The sequence below is a fragment of the Microbulbifer sp. TYP-18 genome (assembly GCF_040932045.1).
In the GTDB taxonomy this organism is placed as follows: domain Bacteria; phylum Pseudomonadota; class Gammaproteobacteria; order Pseudomonadales; family Cellvibrionaceae; genus Microbulbifer.
The window spans coordinates 1-24,827 of the sequence record NZ_JBFRBC010000021.1; the positions used below are offsets into that span (position 1 = coordinate 1).

Annotated in this window: 13 protein-coding genes; 3 read left to right on the forward strand and 10 right to left on the reverse strand. The window is 48.9% G+C overall.

All coding sequences use genetic code 11. The features are described from left to right. Positions 1 to 340, forward strand: a 340-nt coding sequence (locus ABVT36_RS15060) for an IS30 family transposase (RefSeq protein ID WP_368457272.1), incomplete at its 5' end; no start/stop codon positions are given. A 206-nt stretch (positions 341 to 546) separates the two neighbouring features. Here the strand turns inward: ABVT36_RS15060 and ABVT36_RS15065 are convergent. From ABVT36_RS15065 to ABVT36_RS15100, 8 genes are all read right to left on the reverse strand, one after another. Further along, entirely contained in the window at positions 547 to 9,753 is a 9,207-nt protein-coding gene (locus ABVT36_RS15065; RefSeq protein ID WP_368457273.1) for a calcium-binding protein, read from the reverse strand. A 171-nt stretch (positions 9,754 to 9,924) separates the two neighbouring features. After that, complete coding sequence (locus ABVT36_RS15070; protein ID WP_368457274.1) at positions 9,925 to 10,995, reverse strand: hypothetical protein; 1,071 nt, start codon at positions 10,993 to 10,995, stop codon at positions 9,925 to 9,927. Between the two features lie 96 nt (positions 10,996 to 11,091). Next, complete coding sequence (locus ABVT36_RS15075; protein WP_368457275.1) at positions 11,092 to 11,700, reverse strand: hypothetical protein; 609 nt, start codon at positions 11,698 to 11,700, stop codon at positions 11,092 to 11,094. A 305-nt stretch (positions 11,701 to 12,005) separates the two neighbouring features. Then, entirely contained in the window at positions 12,006 to 14,612 is a 2,607-nt protein-coding gene (locus ABVT36_RS15080; protein ID WP_368457276.1) for a cupin-like domain-containing protein, read from the reverse strand. Between the two features lie 22 nt (positions 14,613 to 14,634). After that, on the reverse strand, positions 14,635 to 16,047 hold the full coding sequence (locus tag ABVT36_RS15085; protein WP_368457277.1) for an HlyD family type I secretion periplasmic adaptor subunit: 1,413 nt from the start codon (positions 16,045 to 16,047) through the stop codon (positions 14,635 to 14,637). Next, on the reverse strand, positions 16,044 to 18,293 hold the full coding sequence (locus tag ABVT36_RS15090) for a type I secretion system permease/ATPase (RefSeq protein ID WP_368457278.1): 2,250 nt from the start codon (positions 18,291 to 18,293) through the stop codon (positions 16,044 to 16,046). The genes ABVT36_RS15085 and ABVT36_RS15090 overlap by 4 nt, the downstream gene beginning before the upstream one ends. A 436-nt stretch (positions 18,294 to 18,729) precedes the next feature. After that, positions 18,730 to 18,963, reverse strand: a complete 234-nt coding sequence (locus ABVT36_RS15095) for a transposase (RefSeq protein ID WP_368457279.1) — start codon at positions 18,961 to 18,963, stop codon at positions 18,730 to 18,732. Positions 18,964 to 19,016: 53 nt separating this feature from the next. Further along, positions 19,017 to 19,247, reverse strand: a complete 231-nt coding sequence (locus ABVT36_RS15100; RefSeq protein ID WP_368457281.1) for a hypothetical protein — start codon at positions 19,245 to 19,247, stop codon at positions 19,017 to 19,019. 995 nt (positions 19,248 to 20,242) lie between these two features. Between ABVT36_RS15100 and ABVT36_RS15105 the strand changes: the two genes are divergently transcribed. After that, the gene (locus ABVT36_RS15105) at positions 20,243 to 20,692 is read left to right on the forward strand and encodes a hypothetical protein (RefSeq protein WP_368457282.1); all 450 of its coding nucleotides are present in this window, start codon (positions 20,243 to 20,245) and stop codon (positions 20,690 to 20,692) included. 169 nt (positions 20,693 to 20,861) lie between these two features. Here the strand turns inward: ABVT36_RS15105 and ABVT36_RS15110 are convergent, their stop codons facing one another. Continuing rightward, positions 20,862 to 22,556, reverse strand: a complete 1,695-nt coding sequence (locus tag ABVT36_RS15110; protein ID WP_368457283.1) for a thiamine pyrophosphate-binding protein — start codon at positions 22,554 to 22,556, stop codon at positions 20,862 to 20,864. A gap of 759 nt (positions 22,557 to 23,315) precedes the next feature. On the opposite strand from ABVT36_RS15110, the gene ABVT36_RS15115 reads away from it, so the two are divergent. Next, positions 23,316 to 23,891 (forward strand): OmpA family protein, encoded by a 576-nt coding sequence (locus ABVT36_RS15115; RefSeq protein WP_368457284.1) that lies wholly within the window; start codon positions 23,316 to 23,318, stop codon positions 23,889 to 23,891. Between the two features lie 56 nt (positions 23,892 to 23,947). Here the strand turns inward: ABVT36_RS15115 and metF are convergent, their stop codons facing one another. Beyond that, entirely contained in the window at positions 23,948 to 24,781 is an 834-nt protein-coding gene (gene metF / locus ABVT36_RS15120) for a methylenetetrahydrofolate reductase [NAD(P)H] (protein ID WP_367151536.1), read from the reverse strand. Positions 24,782 to 24,827: the final 46 nt, after the last annotated feature.

Below are 24,827 nucleotides of genomic sequence, written 5' to 3' on the forward strand. Positions count from 1 at the left end.
AGAGGCAGCTGTTGTGGGCATGAAGGCCCTGAAATCGAAGGTCAAAACCATTACCTTTGATAACGGTTTGGAGTTTTCGGAGCACGAAAAAATTGGCGATGGGCTTGGCGCTGATGTCTACTTCGCTCATCCGTATGCTTCCTGGGAGCGTGGGATCAACGAAAATACCAACGGCCTAATCCGACAGTATTTTCCTAAAGGCACCGACTTCAATGAAGTCACTGATGAAGAGGTGCAAGCGGTGATGAATCGACTCAACGACCGTCCGAGAAAGACGAGGGGTTCTCGATCGCCAAACGGACTATTGATGGGGCAGCGAGCAGATTTACTCGCCGCGTAACGAAATTGCAGTTATTACTTGAAACCGCATCTATCTTTGTTTGATTGAAAAGTTAATACCCATCTAAAAGCCACAGCTAACAAGGTCTACAGGGAATTATGTTTTTTAACGACGGAAAATCTCCAGTACCCCATTGTGAAAAACAAAAAAAGGGGACTGTGAATCAGAAAAAATCACAGCCCCCTTTTTAAAGCTCAGGTTAACTGCTATTCGATATGTGGGGATTCAACCAGTGTAGATTTAGGCTGACTGTCCTCCTCTTGCGAGATAATATCTCCACTGCCATCCTGCGTTTTAAAGGCGGCCATAGCAGAGACCAGTTGATCCAGCTGATTGCTGATCGCCGCTGGCGTTGCTGCAGTGCTGAGGGCATCTTCTGTTATTACACTTGCAGTCGGCGCCGACAGGCCAAATGCTCCGTAAAGCTGTGCCGCTGAGATTTCACCACCGGTTTCAAATTCCAGCTTTTCAACGGTGTTGGTGAGTGTAAAGAAGTTATCCACTCTTACACTGTTGCCGGAGTTTGCGATATTCAGAATCAGGTCATCGCCGGATTTGGATAAACCACTGGCAACGTCGTTGAAGCTGATACCATCGATAAAGCGAATGATATTTTGCCCATCCGTATCAACAATGGTATCCCTGCCACTGTTGCTGCCGATCAGGTAAATATCATTACCAGCACCACCAATCAGTTGATCATTCCCTTCCAATCCATTCAGAGTGTCATTGCCACTACCGGCAACTAACGCATCATTGTTGGCGGTACCGGACAAGCTGTTGTCACTGTTATCACCGAACAGAGACTCGCCGTTGGTTTCAGTGGCTGTGGGTGCAGATAGTCCAAAAGCACCATAGAGTTGCGCTGCGGATATTTCACCGCCGGTTTCAAACTCCAGTTTTTCCAGTGTATTGGCAACGCTAAAGAAGCTGTCGATTCGTACACTGTCGCCACTGCTACCAATATTGAGGATCAAGTCATTACCGGATTTGGATAAACCGCTGGCTACATCATTAAAGCTGATGCCGTCAACGAAGCGAATGATATTCTGGCCATCGATATCGATGATGGTGTCCTGGCCACTTGTGGCACCAATGATATACGTATCATTGCCGGCACCGCCAATCATAACATCGTCGCCAGAAGCACCTGTCAGGATGTCGTTTCCTGCACCCGTGATGATCACATCATTATTGGCAGTACCTGTGATAGTGTCATCGCCACTGATATCAGTACCACCTGAGCCACCATCGCCACCGCCAGTGTCACCACCGCCGGTATCACCGCCACCAGTATCAGTGGGCAATGCAGTCAGCAACACGCCAATATCCGCAGGCGTTAGTGTGAACCCACCATTGGGCTGAACCATAATTTCATTGTTACCGCCCAGAAAATGATCCTGCACCAGCACCTGCTGAGTAAGGTCGCCATCCACCAGCACGATAAGATCATTGCCCTGCTGATGGTAACTCAGTCGATCCGGGCTGACGTCGTTGAAGAACAGGATATCCTGCCCGTCGCCGTCGTCGATCACGGTGTCCTGACCTGAGTTGGCGAAATAATAAAAATGGTCGTTGCCATTTCCACCGTCGAGCGTGTCATTACCATCTTCGCCGGAGAGAATATCATTACCCTCACCACCGATCAGTATGTCGTCACCTGAACCTGTGTTGCCGCCATTGCCGCCCTGCAGTCGGTCATCACCCTCTCCGCCTTCAAGCCGGTCATTACCGCCAAAACCAAACAGCGTGTCATTGCCGCCAAGCCCTTTGATCAGATCGGTGCCAGCGGTACCAAGCAATTGTTCACCGGCTGCTGTACCTACAAACTCGGCATCGTAATCACCGCTGCTGCCACCGGCCGCCAGTTGATTGATTTGTGCAGTGCCTATCTGGCTACCGTTAACCGGCTGTATCCAGTCAATGGAGGCTTCAGCCCCCAGGAAGTGGTCGGTCACCCTGATGGTTTGCGAATTGCCATCATCTACCGAGATCACCAAATCATTACCGTCTTGTGCAAAGCTCAAACGATCAATGGTCAACGTGCCATCAAAATAGATACCATCAATACCACCAGCGCTGACATCAACGGTGTCGTGGCCACCCTTATCAGAAATGACAATCACATCATTACCGGTACCGGCCAGGTAGGTATCGTCGCCTTCACCACCAGCTATCTGATCATCACCGGCACCACCATCAACAATATCGTTACCGGCTCCCGCATCCAGGTAATCGTTGTCGTCACCACCCTGCAGATGGTCATTATCAGCGCCGCCAAATAATTTGTCTTCACCGACGCCACCCACTAAGGTGTCGCTGCCTTCCATTCCCTGCAGCGTATCGTTACCAACGCCACCGGTCAGCTGATCGGCACCGATGCGCCCTACCAGGTTATCATCACCTTCACCACCAAATAGCGTGTCGTTGCCTTCATCGCCATCGAGGTAATCGTTACCGTCATTACCATAAATCGTGTCGTTGCCCTCGCGGCCCCACACTTCATCCGCGCCGCTACCGGCGTGAATTTCATCATCTTTGTCACGGTAACCGGTTAAGGTGTCATCACCACTGGTGCCGTAAGTCACCACCATGGCTTCGACTTCCGTGTCTGTCAGTGTGGTGCCATCACTAAACTCAAATGCATTAATTTTGAAATGTTCAGTCGGCTCTTTGTACCAGTTTTGAACGGTGATTCTATCGGTTCCATTACTGTGAACGATCAGCAAGTCATTACCGTGGCGCTCAAAGCTCAGGTCACTCAACGCGATGTCTGAGGCAAACCTGATCGTGTCGCTGGAAGGATTAACATTGCTGTAGACTTCATTCTCACGGGTTTCGATAATCAGGTCCTGACCATCACCCAGTGCAAACTCATAAGTCTCATCACTGAATGAACCGTATAAAATATCATTGCCAGTGCCACCGACTATTGTCGACGCAGAGTCTGAGGTAATCGTATCGTTATCAGCGCCGCCACTTAACAGCCCACTGCCACTGATCGTATCGTCTCCGGCATCACCAAACAGCTGCCCGGCACCGTTGAGTGTGTCATCACCGTCATTACCATGGAGTATGTTATCACCCCCGTAGTCTTCCAGCTGATCATTGCCAGCGCCACCGATCAGTTGATCGGACTGATAACCACCATACAACGTGTCATTGCCAATACCACCATCGAGGGTATTTGTACCACTGCCACCGTGCAGAGTGTCATCACCAGCTTCACCGTACAGCATGTCATTATCATCACCACCGTGAAGAACATCGTTATCGTCACCACCGTAAATGGTATCGTCACCACGGCCACCTTCGATGTAATCACTTCCATCGCCAGTGCTGACAATATCACTGCCGTCTTGTGCGTAGACAGTGTCATTGCCTAAACCGGTATTGATAGTATCGTCATGGTTAAAGGCATGGATGGTATCTGCTCCATCAGTGCCTTTAACCGCCTGAACCAGAATATCGGCAAAACTCCACTGCACACCATCGGAGAAAGCAATGCTCTCAATGCTTGAAGTGATAGCGTTTGCCTGATCACCACTGAATTGATTTTGAATAGTGATCTGATCATCACCGGATAAAAAGCTGATCACCAAATTTGAACCATCGCGACGCAGCACCGCTTGTGTTGATGCGATATTGCTGAACTCAATACGATCAACGCCATGGGTATCGCTTAGGGTATCTCGACCATCACCACTGGCAAACAGGTAGACATCATCACCGCTACCACCGGATAACTGATCATCTCCGGTGCCAGCATTAAGCTGATCGTTCCCTTGGCCGCCATCAAGCACATCATTACCTGCACCTCCGCTTAACTGATCGTTTCCATCGCCTGCAATCAGGGTGTCCTGCCCCTCTCGCCCATCGAGAATATCATCAGTGCTATAGCCCGTCAGAAGATTGTTATCGCTGTTACCGATCAATGCCATATCCAACAGCTCTTCACGGCTCCATTGTGTGCCATCCGAAAATGTCACCAGGTCAATGGCACTGTTAGTTGTACCTTCGCTGGAGAAAAAGTTGGAGACAATGATCTGATCATTGGTGGCATAGTTCAGGTACAGATGATTGTCTACCCGGCTTACCATGACCTGAGCTGGAAGTACATCACTGGCAAAATGAATCACATCAACATCGGTACTGCTGCCCGAGTTGTTGATCGTGTCGCTACCATCACCAGCGGCAAAATGGTAGCTGTCATTACCCGTACCACCATCGAGTGTATCGTTGCCTGTGCCTCCCGTCAGTGAATCATTGCCGTCACTGCCATCCAGCGTATCGCTGCCTGCACCGCCGGATAACGTATCATCACCGGATTTACCATCGAGCACATCGTTACCCAACTGTCCGTTGATCACATCCCCTTCATCACTACCGGCTATCTGATCGTCACTGTCAGTAGCCTGCAATACCAGTGCATCGAGTTCCGCCGGGCTGATAAACGTTGCGGTCTGGCCAGCGGGACTCAGATAAATGCCCGATTGTGCTGCCCCCCCTGCCGATGAATAAAATGATTCCAGTGTGATCGAGTCTGCTGCATTGCCTTCAAAACTGACAACCAGACTACTGCCATCACGACGAAATACAATATCATCCAGATTGAGATTGGTAACATAAATAGTCACCTGGCCTTGCTGGTCATTAATACGATCGTGGCCATCACCCTGAGCAAAAAAGTAATCATCATCGCCAGCACCACCCTGGAGGATATCGTTACCGGTGCCTCCACTGAGCTGGTCTTTACCGTCATTACCGTAGAGAGTGTCATCACCTTCACCACCGAGCAGAACATCATCGCCAGTGCCACCATAGAGCGTGTCGTTACCGGCATCACCCTGAACGTGATCGTTGCCGCTTTCACCTCTGACTGTATCATTACCTTCACCCCCCAGTAGTGTATCGTCACCAGCTGCACCCGCTATATAGTCGTTACCACCTTCACCGGACAGGGTATCCGCATCGGCATAGCCATACAGGTTGTCATCACCATCAGAGCTTTGCTGTACTTTGTCTTTAATGGTGGCCAAATCCCATTGTGTGCCATCACTAAAATCAATGGTATTAAGCGCGTAACCACCAGTGCCATCGTTGTTAAAATAGTACTGCACAGTGATTGACTCACCATTATTAAAGCTCAGTACCAGATCGGCGCCACTGCGCGTAGCTTTTACATCATCGGCTGCAATGGAATTATCAAAGCGTAAAACATCGTAGCGATCAGCTGATACATCGTAGTTGTGAATACGGTCATTGCCATCACCCAGGCTGTACAGATAAACATCATTGCCTGTACCGCCATGCAGATAATCATTACCCAGGCCACCGTCGAGCTGATCTGCTCCCGTGTCACCGTACAGGTTGTCATTACCGGCTCCACCTTCCAACTCATCATCACCTTCGTCTCCATCCAGGTGATCGTTGCCATCATTACCCAGCAATGTGTCATTTCCGGCTTTACCATAGATATAATCGTTGCCGGACAGACCGTCGATGGTATTGTCGTTGGCATAACCGTAGAGGTAATCGGTATTTTCACTGGGCTGCAATACCAGCTCTTTAATCGTCGCCAGATCCCACACGGTGCCATCTGCAAATTCAATAGCATCTAATGCGTAACCACCTTCACCATCACTGTTAAAGTAATTTTTAACTGTGATCTTTTCACCATCAGCCATGGTGAGAATTAAGTTATCGTTATAACGCGTGGCTTTGGTTTCACTGACATTGACAGTGTTATCAAGGCGCAATACATCATAGCGACCTTCGGATTTATCGTAGTTGCTAATGCTATCGCTGCCATCACCCAGACTGTAGCGGTAAATATCACTGCCAGTGCCACCAATGAGGTTATCATTGCCCGCACCACCGATTAAGGTATCGGCATCACTGCCACCTTCTATGCGGTCATTACCTTCACCACCGGACAAGGTGTCGTTGCCACCGGCACCATACAGCGTATCGTTACCGGCCAGGCCATCGAGATTATCGTCTACCGCATAACCGTAGAGCGTATCGTTCTGCGCGCTGCCCTGCTGAACAAGCTGTTTAACCTCATCAATGCTCCAGCTCGTGCCATCCGAAAACTCAATCAGGTTAAGCGCATAACCGGATGCCGCATCACCCGAAAAATAATTATTGATGGTGATCACTTCGCCCGAAGCCAGCAGCGTTAAACGCAAATGATTACCCGAACGTTTAGCGCTGATATCCGATGGATTTACCGTACCCAGGAACTGGAGTTTATCCAGATGCCCTTCATCGGTATCGTAGTTGTTGATGGTGGTATTCCCATCGCCCGCTCTGAACATATAGGTGTCATTACCTTTATCACCAGAGAGGTAATCATTGTTGCCCTGCCCACCACGCAAGATGTCATCACCATCACCACCGTAGAGGTAATCCTGGCCATCACCACCAAACAGGTTATCGTTACCGGCGTCACCATAGAGACGATCATTACCGTCGTCACCACTGAGTATGTCATCCCCCTGCTGGCCACGCAGGTCATCATTATCATCACCACCAAGCAGGAAGTCATTGCCGTCTCCGCCATAGAGTTTGTCGTTACCGGCACCCCCTTGAACAAAGTCATTGCCTCCCAGTGCTTCGATAATATCATTACCTGTGAAAGCGCGAATGGAATCACCCAGTTCAGTACCAATAATATGATCGTCACCGGCACGCACTACTTCCAGCATAGCGCGTTGTGAGTCGGCATCCAGCAATGCCGCTTCTGCTTCCAATGCTTCAACAAAGTCCCGGTACATCGCGTCACTGTATGGGTTGATGCCTTTAACAACATCAATAAAGTCAGTTAGCTGAGCACCTGCATTTTCGACGTCGTTAGCAAATTGTGTAGCAAAATGTTCACTGACTTGTGTGAAGTCGCCTACCCAGTTATCCCCCTCCTGAGTGAAGGACAATAGATTAAATAAACTGTCGGCATGACTGTCGGCCATCAACTGCGTGTAAATCGATGCTTCAAGCCCCTGATAAATACCAGCCAGCATTTGTGCGTATTGTCCGGTGGGGTTTTCCTGCAATGCGGTTTGCCCCCAGAAGGTTTCCAGAATACCCAGCTCCTGACCGTTAATGGCATAACCGCGGCTGGCTGAATCTGTGTCTTGTTGACCGGCCCATACGATCAGTATCTGGCTGACCAGATCTTTGCGAGCCTGGGGGACTGTTTCGCTGACAAAGCTTTCTACCAGTGACTGCAATTGCCCGGTTTCATCCAGTGACATCGCCTGATGCAGTGAATAGGCATTACCAAAACCCACCGCATCAGGAAGTGCGGCAATCTCTTCTGACACATCAATGCCTGAACCGTTATGAATATCTACAGGAATTGAGTCGCGGTGATCGGAATCAAACCACAGTGTATTGGTGATGCCGGTTGATCCATCCGCATAGGTGAAAATGCCATTCTCACGATGCTGAACGTTGTTGTCATCGGTAAACTGATTGGACTCGTAATCCAAATTAATTGAAGCAATACCTGCATCGGTTAGCGATTGCAGCTCTTCAGTTTCTGCGACGCCATTGCTGTTAGTATCTTGCCATATGCGCAAGTCTCCAAAAATGCTGTCTTCTTCAGAAATGATTCCATCGTCATTGACATCAAATTCAGCCAGTGCTTCAAAACCGTTTTCAGCGTACTCACCATTGGCTAATAAGGTTTCTGTACCAAACAGTTCAGCGCCGCCATCGATAATATCGTTTTGATTTCGATCCAGAACGAGGAAACCGTCAGAAGGCGCTACCCAGCTCGTTTGTTCGGCGAAGCCACTATTATCCAGATCAAAATGGACACCTTCTTCTTTTGACAGTGTTTCTACTGTGCCATCACCATTTAAGTCCAGGGCGAGCGGGTCTCTGCGCGGCACTGGCGGAGTTGGTGGCGGCGGTGGCGGTGGTGTTGGCGTCGGAGTCGGAGTCGGAGTCGGCGTCGGCGTCGGAGTTGGCGTCGGAGTCGGCGTTGGCGTCGGCGTTGGCGTCGGAGTCGGAGTCGGCGTCGGTGTCGGAGTCGGCGTCGGCGTCGGCGTCGGCGTCGGCGTCGGAGTCGGAGTCGGAGTCGGAGTCGGAGTCGGAGTCGGAGTCGGCGTCGGAGTCGGCGTCGGAGTCGGAGTCGGAGTCGGCGTCGGCGTCGGAGTCGGAGTCGGCTCTATAGGTGGCAGTGAAATACTATTTGGATCATCCCATGGGTGATCGCCACCGTTGTTGTCCTCGGGATGCCAAGGTCTTATCTCACCGGTTTCAGGGTTGTACCAGTATTCAATGCCATTCTCGATCGCAACAATAACTGGCTCATCCACATCCCATCTTGGCGTTGGTGTTGGAGCCGGTGTGGGCGCTGGCGTTGGAGCCGGTGTAGGCGCTGGCGTTGGAGCCGGTGTAGGCGCTGGTGTTGGAGCCGGTGTGGGCGCTGGCGTTGGGGCCGGTGTAGGCGCTGGCGTTGGGGCCGGTGTAGGCGCTGGCGTTGGGGCCGGTGTAGGCGCTGGCGTTGGAGCCGGTGTAGGCGCTGGCGTCGGTGTAGGCGCTGGCGTCGGTGTAGGAGTTGGTGCCGGAGTCGGCGCGGGAGTGGGTGTAGGCGGATTGGTTGGATTATCGTCATCCCAGTTATCCAGCGCCTGCGCTAATATTTCAGCATAGGTCGGTACATCAGCGGGAACATTACCGTTTGAAGATCTTAAATCATTTAAATAATTTTGAATTTCTGTCTGGTTGGCAGCAACATAATTGGCAACCTGTTGACGGGTGACTCCGGTCAGATCAAACCGCTCTGCATCTCGTTCTCTTCGATTATCGATTCCGTCCGAGCGATGGCCGTTTGCATCCCGGCGGTTGGAGCGAAAACGAATTTCCATCCACGCATCCATCGTATTGCCGTTATTTAACGCCGTAGATAACCCACGCCCAATCAGGCTTGGATTGTTAAATGATAAATCCAATAATGTGGTCTGGGTGTCGTGACTCAAACCGTTGTACAGCGTGGTAGCAGCTGCGGCTGTAATACCCGCCCCCGTTGCCAGACGATTGATTGTCGCGGTCTGATAACTGCCAATCTGATTATCAAACAACGTATTGGCTTGCGCATCTGTTATGGTATTACCAAATCCCCAGTTTGTATTGTTGCCAATAATATTACCGTTATTGGCACCGTTACCGGCATTTAAATTATTCGCGGCCTGTTGCAGAAGATTTCTGTCAGCAGCTGCCAGCGTTGCACCAGGCCCCAGAATACCGGCGGCCTGAAAATCCGCCTCGATAGTAGATCTAACTTCCCACGTACCATTATTATCAATCAATAACGCATAACCGATGCCTGTAGTTGGCACATTCGCTGTATCCAGGTAGATATGGTTTTCACGCCCTTCGTTATTCACGATAAAGTCGCGCACACTGTCTCTACCAGCCTGGGTATCCAAGACCGTCATTATTTTTCTCACTTTTTTACACAATAAATAAGCTCTATCAGTAACAACTACTGATTGACTTGACTCTTAATTCAAACTTTAAATAAATAACTGCAAGACTCGGATTTCGGGTGCCAGTCAAATCAGACCAAAACACTAATTCGCCAGTACGCTTTGTTGGCGCCCCACGGGAGGAGTCCCTTCTTTTTGAAAGATCACCTGATTAATACTGTTGAAGTTATCCAGTACATAGACCGAATTAGTGGCATCACTAAACTGGAAATGATTAAACCATGCTCTTGCTTCGTCACGTTTCGCGCCTTCTTTTAACACATCCGAGACATGGATATAGGCGATATTTTTACCTTGATTGATATCGAAGACGGATACACCTTTGCTACTGACAGAAAATAAATTTTCACCATTTTTATCAATATATAATCGCTTGATACTTGCTCGTTCCTGAGATGAAAACTCCCTCACCCGTTGGTTTTTCTGAATATCAAATTGAACGATTGACCGGTCGTTAAAGGGCAATAAAATGTGTTGTTGGTTTCTACCGACAAAAACAGCTGAGTTTACCGATGTATGACTATCAACCGTCAAACCAGCCAGCATAGATTTTGTATTTAAATCGTAGAATTTAACCTGATTGTCTTTGTACACGATGGCCAAGTAGTTAAGTGATGCATTGCCCCAAACAGCCTTTGGATTGCCCTCGCCTTTTATCGATACCTGCCTGGCTATCGATAATTTGTCCAAATTAACTACCGTAACCCGGCTGTTATCGAGAACAAACGCATAACGGCCAGAAGATTCTATAGAAAATGAATAATCGGGATTTTTGATGTCCAGAGCTATAGATTCTATTGTTTGACCTTTAATACTCCACAATTTTAAAGTCAGCGGCTGCTCCCCCTCCTGCTCAAATGTCAGAATTTTTTGTGTGGAGGAACCCACGTCGACAAACTGTGCATCAGAGCGTTTACCACGAAAACAGCACAGACCAGCAATGCGAGAAAGCCTCCCCTCCTTCAGGGTATAAAGACCATATTGCTGCGACCCTTTTGACAAAAAATAATTCCCATTGGGTGATATCGCTTTCACCTTACCCGCATTGTATGCAACATGCTCCACCGACAGAAATTGAGCTTGTGCCGTGAAGACCCAACATACACAAAACAGGTAAGTGGTATACCAGCATAATTTTTTAATAATTGTTTTCATCCCATTCAAGCCTGTTCAAAACCACATAAAATTGCCGTTAATCGTGTTACATCGTTCTTGTGTATAAATCACCTGCTTACGGATAGCATTGAGTGATTAAAACCACAGCGATGCAATCACATTCGCACCCGTCGGATCATATTCCCTCAAACCTTTTGCATTGAACGGGAAATAATTGCCACCCACAAAATGCATCGCTGACAACTCAGCAAAATACTCAAGTGCATTTTTGAGGGCGTAGGCATCCGGCACTACCCCTGCCCTGTTATTTTTAATATTGCGATACAAACCCTGTTGTTTTGCCTGTTGATACGCGCTGTAAATAGGTTTGTACTTTTCTGGCCAATTGTTAATATGCCAGGCATGTGCTAACTCATGCATCAACGCTTTTTGAGCCCACAGCTTATCGAGATACATCAGGTTTTTGGCGCTATAAATCACAATGACATTATTCCAGAGCGGATCAAGATAATCGTAACGCTGCGGCTCCCCCTCGCGAAAATAGGACATACCGCTGGATCTGCCTCCATTCGTAGACTGCTCTCCCCACAACAGGTAAATATTCAAAGCCCTGAGCTTAGAAGCGGCCTGTTCTGGTAATACAGAGAAAATCTTATTCAGATTTTTTTCGAGCTTCGCTTTTGCATTACCGGCCATTGCTGGATCGTTATCAGACAGTTCCTGTTCTATGAATATATTCCACACACTATCTACTTTTTGATACTGTCTTTTGGGGTATCGAAAATCCGGTTTTCTACTGCTTTTTGATTTTTGAATACTGGATTGTTTACGAACAACTTTACTCGCATTACTGTCCTGACAATCAGCAGGGCTGTCAGTGAAAAGGGGTCGTCCGTCTCGTCCTTTACACTGAAATATCTGCGCACCACCATGATTGCTCCAGGTAGCCAACAGAATAGATATTATTACCAGACAACAAAGTCGGGGGAAGCATGAAGATAAATGCCGATTCATAAACGCTTATCAGTTGTTATTGTTGTATCAAATCATTATGGCTTGGGAAACTCAGCTGCAAAATTATTCGGTGCATTAAAATTGGTGAAACTGATTCCGATTGTCACATCCAGCGCTTCAACACAGTGCCACCAGCCAATGGGGATAAACAGCGATTCACCGGGCTGTAAGATCACTTCTACCGGTGTTACCTTTTCAAGAGAGGGGTGGCGCTCGGCATCATAGTTCGGGTAATCAGCCGCACTGAATACACCTTTGTCGTTATACATCCATGGCACCTGGAACGCTGGAATCAGCGTGACCTTTTTCCTGCCATAGAGCTGAACCAGCATATTGTTGGTTAAGTCATGGTGTATTGGCGTAAAGGTGCCCTTGGGGCCAAACCAGAACAGATTAGCCGATTGAATACTCTCTTTCTGACGATAGCGTTCACCAAAGTCGGCAACATCTTCAAACAGCGGCTCAAGGCTGGTGAAGCTGTTCTTGGTATTGTTGGCTGTCATATAGAAGTTATTCGTTTCACCTTCACGCCGAATGAGATCGACAAACTCACGCATCAGCATACGTTTTTTATGTTTGCTGGAATTGCGTTCAAACAGCGGATCGGTATCGCGACCAAACTGAACTTCTATGGACTGATCGCCATAGTGCTCAAGCAAATACTCAGGAGTCCATTTTTTCAATGCAGGCCAGTGATTAACACCATCAGTGAATACAGCCGGCAGGTGCTTACTGTAATATTCATTGATAAAACACTGAAAGTCCGGGGTAGTACGCTTTTCAATTGCTGTGTAATATCGCGTATCCAGAGCAGCCAGTTTGTCACAGGTTTTTAACAGCCAGTTGCGTTTGTTCAGCGTTTGAAATATTTCAGTACCGGCCTCAACATACGGGTGTTCAGTGATCAGCTGAATTTCAGTGGCAATATCCAGTGGTGAAAATCCCTGCTGATTCAGAACTTTTTTTAACCCTTCTACCGAAGCGCCTTTCATTATGTTGGACGCCAGCCATTTGCGCCAGCCGGCTGGCATCGATGTGGCTGGCGGGCGTTTATTTAAACGCGCTCGGGCTCGATCCTGCAGCAAGTAGTCGTACCAGCGATTAAGCTCGCCGGACCAGTAGGCATATTGTTTATCGGCCTTTTTACGTTTTAACCCGGCCAGCAGGTTTATATAAAAAATAGTGGTGTAATGCTGAATCAATAAGCGGTTCAGTTTTCTTTTAGCAATAGCTTCATAGCATGTTGCAATTCGCTCGGCGAGATCTGGCGAGCTCAGATTCATTACTGATAGATCCTGATGCAAATCACCTACTTTACAGTTGCCAAAATCGATAACCGCGGTCAGTTGCTTATGGCTGCTGTTTACCAGTAAATTGCCGCCGTGAAGATCAAAGTGCCCCAACACCTGATTACTCTCCGGCACCTGCAATGCTTTTTGATTTTTTACTACCTCAGGCAGCAGCTGTTTAATGACTGGGTCATCAACCTGCCCCAACTGCTCTTCTATCTGTGGTACGGATAAATCCCAGGAGGGTGACAGTGTGATGTTGTGACGTTGAGCGTCCGCCGTATCAACCGCATGAAAAGTGGCAATCAATTCTGCCAGCTGTTTTGCGATTGACGTTTTATCCAGCTCCGAAAGTGCTGCGTAGCGATTTTTGTTAAAGGTATTTCCTGCCAGCTTCTGGTAACGAGCCATCACCACGGGTTTAGTGTAAACACTTAACGCGGGAATCGGCAGAGACAGTTTATCACGCATAAAGTCTGTAACAGACTGCTCAGTATTCACACCATCCAGCCCTCGATGAGGTCTGGGAAATTTGACTATATAGTCGCCATTGATATCAGCCACAACACTTTCATGCGTGTTGGGATAAAACTCAATGGACTCAATGGGCTGATCGGGGAACACGGCCTGATACGCATCTTTCACCGTCTGTTCACTATACACTTTGAGGAAATTTTCTTCCCCGCTCACACTAGTAACAACCTGCCTCGTTAATGGCGTTTCACAGCGGTACATTTTGCGTTTTGCATAGGTCGGGTCATCATCTGACTGCTCGGACAACAGCTGTACATCCTGATAGATGGATTTTACAAAGCGCAACTGCTCTGCCTGTTGCTTTTCATTACCATGTGCTTCAAATAATAGTGTTGTGGTCATCTCTGAGCATAACCTGAAAGCCTCCTTCCAGCGTTTTACCCAGATCGAGATATTAAAGAAGAAGCAGATATCAACGGGCTCACCAAAAACAAAGTGGCGCAGCATGGACAAGTCTTCCTTATCTAGATCAAACGTATAAAAATGGGTGTTATCACGTTGATTTATCGCTTTCAGCGCGTTAGCGGCATTAATACACTTGGCGTTAAAATCCACCCCCACAGCAAAAGCCACCTGCTCTGCCAATGCGTGTAACAGACCGCCGTTGGAACAGCCTACATCCAGTACGCGCTTGCCATTAAAATCATAGTCGACCTTGGCCAGGCGCTTTTTTGGATCACGCTGGCCTTTAACTGTCTGGCCCTGAATTGACACAGTGTGATAACCCGCGAACAACTCTTTCTCATCAAACCACTTTTTATTGGATTTTGTGTAATCCAGTACCTGTAATACCGACTCCACATCGGTTTTGTTACCCATACTTTACGCTCTTACTATCAGGTTATCGTTCGCGAATACTTTCTTGTTGGTATCGCAGCAAAGGCGCCATAAAAAATTCGATAATGCGCCGCTTTCCTATTTGTACCTCGGCGGTCACTGCCATACCCGGAATTAATTTAACAAGTTTGTCATTGACCCGAATGGAGTTTTTTTTCATTAACAGTTGCATGCCATATACCAGCCCCTGTTGCTCATCCACTGTGGCATCATCCGACACAGTAATTACCTCGGCATTGACTACGCCGTATTTGGTAAACGGGAATGTGTGTACTTTGATTTCGGCCTGCATATTTTCCTGTACAAAACCAATGTCTTTGTTTTCCAGAAACACTTTTACTTCAAGGTGCTCTTCATCCGGTACAATCAGCATCAGCTTTTGAGCTTCGGTGACAACCCCACCCACCGTATTGATAGCCAGATCCTGTACCTGGCCTGAAACCGGGGAATATAAAATCTGCCGCGAGTTTAGGTCAGAAGCCTTGGCCAGCTCTTCTCGCAATGCGGCGATCTGCCGCTGGTTCTCGGCCATTTCTGCTAACTGCTGGGCGTAGGTCTGTGCCGCCAACGCATTGATTTGTTGTTGTACTTCATCTTGTGTGGCCAGTAACTGGTTTAAACGCTGCCTCTCTGTGGCAAGATCCTGGGTTTGCTGAATTCGCTCCTGCTCTAACTGCAAATAATCAGTTTCTGAGGCAAAGTTTTTACTGTGCAGCACTTTCATGGTGGCTGTGCGTTTTTTAATAATGGGCAGAGTCTGCTCCAGTTTGTTGATCACCTCACGTGTACCGTCAGTCTGCGCTTGTGTTTTGACCAGTGAGCTTTTTAGGGCCTGGATTTGAGCATCAAACTGCAACCACTGCTGCCACAGCAACCGTTTGTGTAACAGAATGGTCTGCTCTGTTGCCTCAGGGATATTGGAGAGTGTTACTGAGTTTACCGCAATTTTTTTCTGCTCCTCGGGTAGCATATCCAACAGTTTTAAGAAGGCATCACCGACTGCCAACCTGAACCTGGCACTGTCTATTTCACCGGCAATACGTTTTTCATCCGCCACGGTTGATGTGCTGTCGAGTTCAATTAAAGCCTGACCCTTACGTACCATTTCACCATCACTGACTAAAATACGCTTTACCACCGCCTTCTCCAGGGGCTGAATTTCCTTAACCCGTGAGCCAGGAATAATTTTACCCTCAGCGGAAGCCACAATATTAACCTCACCAAAACACGCCCAGACTAATGCTCCCGAGAACAGCGCCATCAGACTGCGCGAAACCCATTTAGCCAGAGGGTTGGGAGGTGCTTCTTGAATTTCCAGCGCCGCCGGCAGAAACGCGGCCAGCTCCCGTGCTTTTTCTGAGTTACCCAGTTTGTCCCGATGGCGCCAGGCATCCAGTAGAACGGTGAAGGCCCTCATGCGTTTTCATCCTTGCGCACAGCATGCTTGCGTTCAATCTCATGCAAGGGCCGTTCTATTTTGTTGCTTTGTGTTTGAACCGTTTGATGAGAAGGCCCATGGTTTTGATACCCGTGGAGTTTGGCGTAGTACCCCTGACTCTCTAACAGGGTGTTGTGATCACCCTGTTCAACCACTCGACCTTTATCCATCACAATAATACGATCACACTGGCGCACAGTACTGAGCCGGTGCGCAATAATAAACACCGTACGGCCCTTGCAAATGGTGGCCATATTATCCTGGATCAGGCGCTCGGATTCGTAATCAAGGGCACTGGTGGCTTCATCAAATATTAAAATACGCGGGTTATTAATCAATGCCCGGGCAATCGCCAGACGCTGGCGCTGCCCACCAGACAGATTGCTGCCGTGCTCACCCACCATATTATCGTAGCCCTCTGGCAGATCGACAATAAACTCATGCGCACCGGACATTTTTGCTGCAGCAACAACACGCTCCATGGGTATGGATGGATCAGACAGTGCAATATTTTCTCGAATGGTCCGGTTAAATAGAAAGTTCTCCTGCAACACTACACCGATCTGCTTTCTAAGCCAGGTCGTATTAATTGTGGACAGATCGACACCATCGATCAGCATACGACCGGACTCTGGTACATACAGCCGCTGAATCAGTTTGGTCAATGTGCTTTTGCCGGAACCTGAGCGCCCGACAATACCGACAACCTCCCCCGCCTGAATATCCAGATCCACATCGTCAAGAATCACAGGCCCGTCACTGCGATAGCGAAAGCGCACACGATCCAGAGTGACAGCACCCTGCAATGACGGTAAACGGGAGCGGTTTGGATTAAAGCCTGCCTCGCGTGGCGTATTAAGAATATCGCCTAAACGCGCAATAGAAATGCCTGCCTGCTGAAAATCCTGCCAGAGCTGTACCAGCTTTAATACCGGCCCACTGACTCGCCCGGCCAGCATATTAAATGCCACCAATTGCCCAACGGTTATCTCACCATCAATCACCAGGTGTGCACCGCACCAGATAATACCCAGTGTCATCAGTTTGTTAATCAGCCCTGCGATCTGGCCTGCCACATTGCTTAAGTTTTGACTGCGAAAAGAAGCGTGAACATAACTGGCCAGATGGTCTTCAAGCTTGCGCCGCATTTGCGGCTCAACGGCCATCGATTTAACGGCGCCGATCCCTGTAATAGACTCAGTCAAAAACGCCGTATTAGCTGCACCGTGTTTAAATTTGTCGTTTAAGCGATAACGCAAAATGGGAGTGATAAATACCGATAACAGGATGTAGAAAGGAATAGCGCCCAGTACGATCCAGGTTAGTGTTGGGCTGTAGTACCACATTACTGCGATAAAAATAAACACAAATAAAAGGTCAATTACCAGTGTCAGTGCAGTGCCAGTGATAAAGTTTCTGATTGTATCCAGCTCTCGCACACGAGCGACATTTTGCCCGACCTGTCGAGATTCAAAATAAGACAGCGGCAGCGCCATTAAGTGATGAAACAGGCGCGAGCCCAGCTCCACATCCACCCGGTTAGTGGTGTGAGAAAAGAGATAGTTGCGGATGCCGCCTAAAAAAGCTTCGAATACTACAATAATAAAAAAGCCCACTGCCAACACATCGAGTGTGGTAAAACCTCGATGGACTAAAACTTTATCCATCACCACCTGAAAAAACAGCGGCGTGACCAGCGCAAATATCTGCAGAAAAAACGAGGCGATTAAGACTTCACCAAATAATTTTCGGTATTTAACCAATGAAGGGATAAACCATGAAATATCAAATTTCTGTTGCAGGCTCTCCCCCAGCCCCTGGCGACGAGTCAGTACGATCAACTCCCCTGACCACAACTGATAAAACTTTGTCACACTGATGGACCTTGGAGCTGGCTCGTTCAGGTTGTGAATCAGCAGACTTTCGCTGTTATCTTCTTCTGATGCGTCAGATTGTGCCTCCAGTTTTTCACTCGAGAGCCTGGCCAGTATAAAGTAGTCACCCGTTGTTGACTTTGCGATAGCAGGTAACATGGCATTGTTTAAGTCGCACAGCGATGGCTTAACACACTTGGCTTTAAGTGTGAGTGCTTTTGCAGCGAGTAAAATTTCTGTCTCTGTAAAAACCTTTCCCGGTGAACCAAACTGATGAGCAAGCTGGTCTGGCTCGGCTGGTAGCTGGTGAAACCGAGCAATGGCCACTAATGAATGTAAACCGAGGTCCATAGGCTACCTTTAACAACTGCCACTAACCTGTAGCCTTTTAAGAATGACCATCTTTTATTTTCAAACCTATTGATTAAACGATTATATGTAGGCGCAGAAAGTGTAGACGAAGATTTTATAGTTTTCAATAGCTGGCTGGGCGTTGAATTGCGTTTTTACTTTTCATCTGAGAGGTTGTCAAGTCTTATCTAGCTGTGGTTTGACCTATAAAAAATGTAATCGCAACCTGAATAGGTTAGTGCCCGTCCGGAGACAGTCGCCTCTGGCGGCTCTGCTAAAATTTTGGCTTGTTGATGATTCCCATTAGCCAGCACATTTTATAACAAGATCTGTCTGTCGCCACCCATTTTTAGCGATTCCATGTTTTTACAATTCGGGCTATCCGCAGAAGCTGGTGAATTTCGCTCTTTCAAAAGAAGTTTTTTCTCATTTCAAATTATCTTAAATTTAAGCAAACTATTTTTGCTACATTGCAAATGAAAATCGCTGACCAGACGCAGACATTAAATCCTTCCAGCCCCCGCCACAAAACACGTTTTACTCCATAGGCACGCTTGAGTTCCAATATGGTTGATTCGATCCCTGCCCGAAGGTTACATAGCTCCTGGTAAATCGTCTCGGAACTTGTCATTGCATTTATCGACAAGCCTTTCTTTTTTTGAAATGCCACCTCATCAATGCCTGCAATTGTTGGTAGATCCCCTGAAGACTGGCCCTGAGTCCCTACAATTGAATATCGCCACAGATCATCTTCTCCACTGGCTGTAGGTCTTCGGAGCAGTCAGTGGGCGTTTGCCCACTTTGCACCTGGTCCAGGGATTCCACTCTTTGGGGCAGGGTACAGCCTATGATAAAGCAAACCCCTATCACCAATGCCCACAGCTGGTTAAACAGCTTGTATGAAAGCAACCCTTTGAGATAGTGCGAGCTACTCCTAGTCTTGTTGGTATACATAGTTATTTTCCATCCAAATTGCTGGCAATCGTGGGACTGAACCACGAAATATGCAGTTCTTTATCTATCAAGAACAGAGCGCTACGACTGTGAAAATGCAAAGATGGAGCGCCCGCACGGGCGTGTTGCGCGGCTGCTCAACAGGGGCTGGCAAGGGTGCAAGGCTGCCGGCTTTTTGAACCTGCGGCTCCCCCACTCGAATAATCGCATCGGCGATTACATAACTGCACCAGGAAGACACACAACAGGAGAGGGTTAAGTCAACACTTCCCCAAAGTAACGGCGGACAAAACAGAATTTCAGACTCCTGGCGCGGGCAAATCGGATCGAGGCGCAGACCCCAATGTCTTCTTTCATTGTCGACCTCCCGCCAAGCATATTCCTGGCCCGGAGTCAACTCACAAAACAGCGAAATTATGGGAAGGGAGAAAGCGCAATCGCTCCTTTGGATGAATACCGCCACACCACGCTCCATACCAGTGAATCACTGCAGCAGGTGACAGCTGTAAACAACTGCCACTGAATGCCAATTCTATGCCAGTGGGATCGATAAATTGGGTAACCGTTCACAGTTTTCCCCTCTGCGCTATTACATGCCATTACAAATTGGCGCGTATATCTACATTGTTGGGTGTCGAGGCAGTTTTTGCTTATCGTCCGAAAAATCGGTTTTGACAAATCATTGCGTTGTGCCGAGATATAAGCATGGACGTAGATTATAGGGTGTCACAAAACCGGACCACCCCCGAGTATTTTGACAGATGGATTCCCTGCGCCGACGCTATGAATCAGGGCAAAGCTGGCTGCGCCTTTTTTACAACCAGACAACCTAATTGATTTCCGGGCCAACGTTATTGAACGTTGGCACAACCGCGTTCTATTTCCGTCCTAATGCTTTTCCGTAATATTTAACACCCTATTTTCCGTCCCCTATTTGCAGGTTGCAGTCAAAGTGTCTAGGCTCAATAAAATCCATCCAGCAAATAGAGAAGCATATGTCAGAACTGTCAGATACATTCTCCAGCAAGGAATATATACGTGTATTTGTTAAACCTTCTGAAGGTAAAGGGTTTGTAAAAAATTACTTGCAGTGCTTTGACGCCGAGCTTGAATATGCTTTCAACATGCCAAAACTCAATAATTTACAAGTAATTGCGCTGACCTCTCCCTACGGAAATATATCAGCAGTTGTAACAGAGTCATTGAATGGTTTTCCAGAGTATTTAGAGAGGACTAAAGTACTATATTGGACTAGGAACATGAATTTAACACTGGATATCGCATCTAAGAATGGAATGACAATCCTACAAAACAAAACCCCTGTACCAATCGGATTTCAAGGTAGATTTGAAACGCCTGGCGGTTATGTTGTTGAACTTGCCGAAGCTTCTGAAGAAGGCAAAAAATATTTTAATCCGGATGCCAAGGCGCTTGGGTTTACCTAGCAGGCTGTTGAAAAAGTGTTTTCAGCGGCCAGCTGTCCCTAACAGGGATGTTCGGGCCGCAAATCAAGCATAAGACTGCTTGATTTGTCGTGGAGGGTTTGCGGACATGCGCCGCAAACCCGGGTTGAGGAAAGCCAGGGAGGGCTTTTTAACAACCTGCTAGTATATATCAGTGTCGCAAAGCCTGGCTAAATTTAACATTATAGGAAGCGCTGTCCCAGGGATCCAGTTTGATTCTGACGATATTGACACCTACAGGCTCCGTAAGCTGTGCAAAAATTGCGTCCATCTCCTTTTCGGTGGCAGCTATGTACCCGGTTGTATTCCGGCCCTCAGTGCCGCCCATCGCCTGCCCCAGTGACTCATAGGCCCAAACTGGGGTGTTATTATAGGAACGCTCCTTGCCGGGGTAGATTTGCCGCTCTGCTCCATACCCCTGATTATCTAGTATAAAAATTACGCAATCGATTCCATATTTAATCAATGTGGAAACTTCCTGGGCGGTCATATGGAAAGCACCGTCCCCGGTGATAATGTATCGCCTGCGCTTGGCCGCCTGATGGGAAAAGACGGCTCCAGTGAACATTCCAAATCCCGAGCCGAGCGATCCATAATTTCCACAACCAAAAATATCTACGCCCGATGGGAATTCAGCCTGGGCCGCATTGATATACCCACCTGTATCACCAAATACCAAATCTCCGGATTTAAAGTAATTAGCAAATTGAACAAATAGCCGATCTATCCTCAGTGGCTTTTCTGTGGAGGTAAATTTATCCGCACGTTCAAAATAAAATCTACGCCCCTTGCCAATATTCAAGTTTCCTTCGGAAATATTTTTACAACAGCTCAAGAGATCCGGAACAAATTGCCGCAAATAGACCTTATCAAATACGCGACTACCTATTGTCACCTTATCGAAGTCAGCCCAGATGCAACTCTCACCTTCCAGACGAGCAGTAAAAATACCCGTATCAAATTCATTGAGAGTCATTCCCAACGCTATGGTGGCATCCGCGCCTTCTACTGCTTTTCGGGTAATCTCATTACTCATCCCCCCCATATACAGACCGGCAGCATTGGAGTCCCCTTCAAGGTCTGCAATTTTTCCTACAAAGGTGGTGGCAACCGCAGCGTTTAAGGATTTCACCAGGCCCTTGGCCTCGGACACCAGACTTTCCCGCTGAAGCAAATGGCCGGCAACAATCGCCCGGGTTTTCGCTTTTTGAAGTATCTCCCTGGTCGCCTCAACAGCCGCACGTAAGTTTTTATCTGACGATTGGTTGAGTATCAAGTCAACAGGTTCGCCCGACAACGGCACCTGCTCGGTTTGCAAATCATAGGGAATTTCAAGGTAAACCGGTTTCTTCTTCTGATAGGCAATCCTTAAAATTTCATCGATTTCCCGTGGAGCTGTAGCTACAGACATCAGACGGTGCGACGCTACTGTAATCGGCCGAAAAGCCTCGACGCATGCGTCGAAATTCGTGTCCATCGCATGGTGCAATTTTCGCTCTGTTGGAGTAGTGAGCACCTGCACTGTCGGCGCACCCGCGATCACAATCAGTGGCGTACTGTCGGCGAAAGCACCTGCAACGGCGTTTATGGTACTGAAGCTGCCAACCCCGAAGGTAACCGCCATGGCCCCAAAACCGGTGACTTTTGCGTATCCGTCAGCGGCGTAGGCGCCATTCAGTTCATTGCACACCAGGATATGTTCCACACCATGAGGGCCGTCGATCAATTCATCAAAGAAAGGCAGGACATAGTCCCCCGGAATACCAAATATATGCCCCACACCGAGCGCCTTAAGGCGACAGCATAGATAGGTTGAAATAGTTACTGTCTGAAGGTTGGAACTCATACCCTGACTCCATAAACACCCAAACTGCATATCAAGCTTTCAAATGCTGTTTTTCGATCCCTTACCGCCCACCCATACAAGGTACAGCGGTTTGGGACACCCCAGGGCAAGTGGCTCGCACTTCGTTTTGTTAGCAACCTACAGTCCCGAATAGAGAAGGTTTGGGCTGTGAGGCACAGCTTGCAGCGGCTTGCTTTGTCCTGCAGGATTTTCGGACATGTGCCACAAACTTGGATTAGCGAAAACCAGTGAGGCTTTTTCAGCAAAATGCCCGATCATGAGTATAGGCTCTCTGGGTAAAGAACTATTTTCCTGCGTCGACAATTTGACGGCCCTGATTCCTGCTTCATTCATGCACCGGTTTACACAGATATTGCCCGCTGGCGGGTGGAACTGGGCTCCTGAAGCTGCGGGTGACTAGGGCCTGTTCACACTAACGAAGTTGGCCCTAGCAGGCTGTTGAAATTCGCAGAATTTCGACAGCCTGGTACCGGAATATGGATGTTCCGGCAAAATAAACGACACCTAAGTCGTTGAGTTTGGGAGAAAAGTGAAAATCACATTTTTCACTTTTCGTGTTTTGAAACAGGCAGAATGCCTTTTTCAACAACCTGCTAGGGGTATTCTTCCGGCCGTCAAAAAAATCGATCAATAAATGAGTGGCAGCTTATTCCACACAGCTTGGCCAGCCCCGGCTATAAGGGCGGAAAAACCGTGGCCTGACTACACTACAAATATCTCTGACTCGGAAGCATACCAATGACGCGGTTTGTTCCGCTCGCGATCCTGATACTGGCCGGGACTCTCTTCCTGGGCGGCTGCTACGACCCCCACAAAAAATATGTATACCCGCTGACGCCGCGGGAAAAGGTGGCAGACAGCGCGGGTGAGAAGGCGGCGCGCCGGGCCGCACCACTGGGCGACGCTCTGGTGCGTTACCTGAGAAACGGCTCCGGGGTGCAGGATGGGGAATTTACCCTGGGGGTCAGATTCAGGGCGGGCGGCTCTGCGCCGCGCATGGATACGCTGCGGGATCTAGAGGCGCTACTGGTGATTATGCGCGACTACCCCAGTCTGCGCATCGCCATTGAGGCCCACACCGACAGCGAGGGGGAAGCGGACAAAAATCTCAAACTGTCCCAGTGGCGCGCCGACTGGGTGGGACGCTTTCTGATCGAGCGGGGCATAGACGCGGAACGCATAGAGGCACAGGGATTCGGCGCTTCCCTGCCCATCGCCGACGACAGCACACCGGAAGGGCAGCGGCTAAACCGCCGCCTGGTCATCCGCGTGCTCAATTTCGACCGGCAGCCCCTAAAACCCAAGCTCCGGTAGCTCGGACTACGGAATAAACAGTTTTCGACTGTCCGGGCCACTCCGCCGGCAGCCCCTTAATCGAGGCTCAACGCGCTCAGTATCTCCGCGGTGGGCTGCGCCTGGTTCATGGTGTAAAAATGCAGGCCCGGCGCGCCGCCCTCCAACAGGGTTTCGCACAGGTCGGTCACCACTTCCTGGCCCAGTTTGCGGGCATCGTCCGGGTTGCTGAAATGCTCCATGCGCAGGCGCAGCCAGCGCGGAATCTCCGCGCCGCAATTGCGTGAAAAGCGGGCGAGATTGGCAAAGTTGACGATCGGCATGATACCCGGATAGATGGGCGCTTCGATGCCGGCGCTGTCGCACTGATCGAGGAAATAGAAGTAGGCGTCGGGGTTGTAAAAATACTGGGTCAGGGCGCTGTCGGCACCCGCTTCAAACTTCCCTTTCAGGTAGCGGATATTGGCGTCATAAGTCTCCGCTTCGGGATGAATCTCCGGGTAGGCGGCCACTTCCAGGTGGAAATGTTCGCCGGTGTGGCGGCGGATAAAGGCGACCAGCTCGTTGGCGTACACCAGTTGTGCCACCGCACCCATACCGGAAGGCATGTCCCCGCGCAGGGCGACGATACGGTCCACCCCGGCATCCCGATATTGGTTGAGTAGACCCAGCACCGTTTCCTCATTGTCGCCACCGAAGGAGAGGTGCGGCGCGATGGAGATACCATCGCGGCACAGGTTGGTGACGATATCCGCGGTGGTTTCGCGGGTGGTGCCTCCGGCGCCATAGGTGACGGAGAAAAACGCCGGCTGGAACGCTTGCAGGGTCGCGCGGGTTTGATACAGCCTCTCCCGCCCCTCGGGGGTTTTGGGCGGGAAAAACTCGAAGCTGATTCTGGGTGTATCGGTCATGGTGCTGTCTTTCCGGTGCCCCGCTGCGCCGCCGCCCTACACGAGC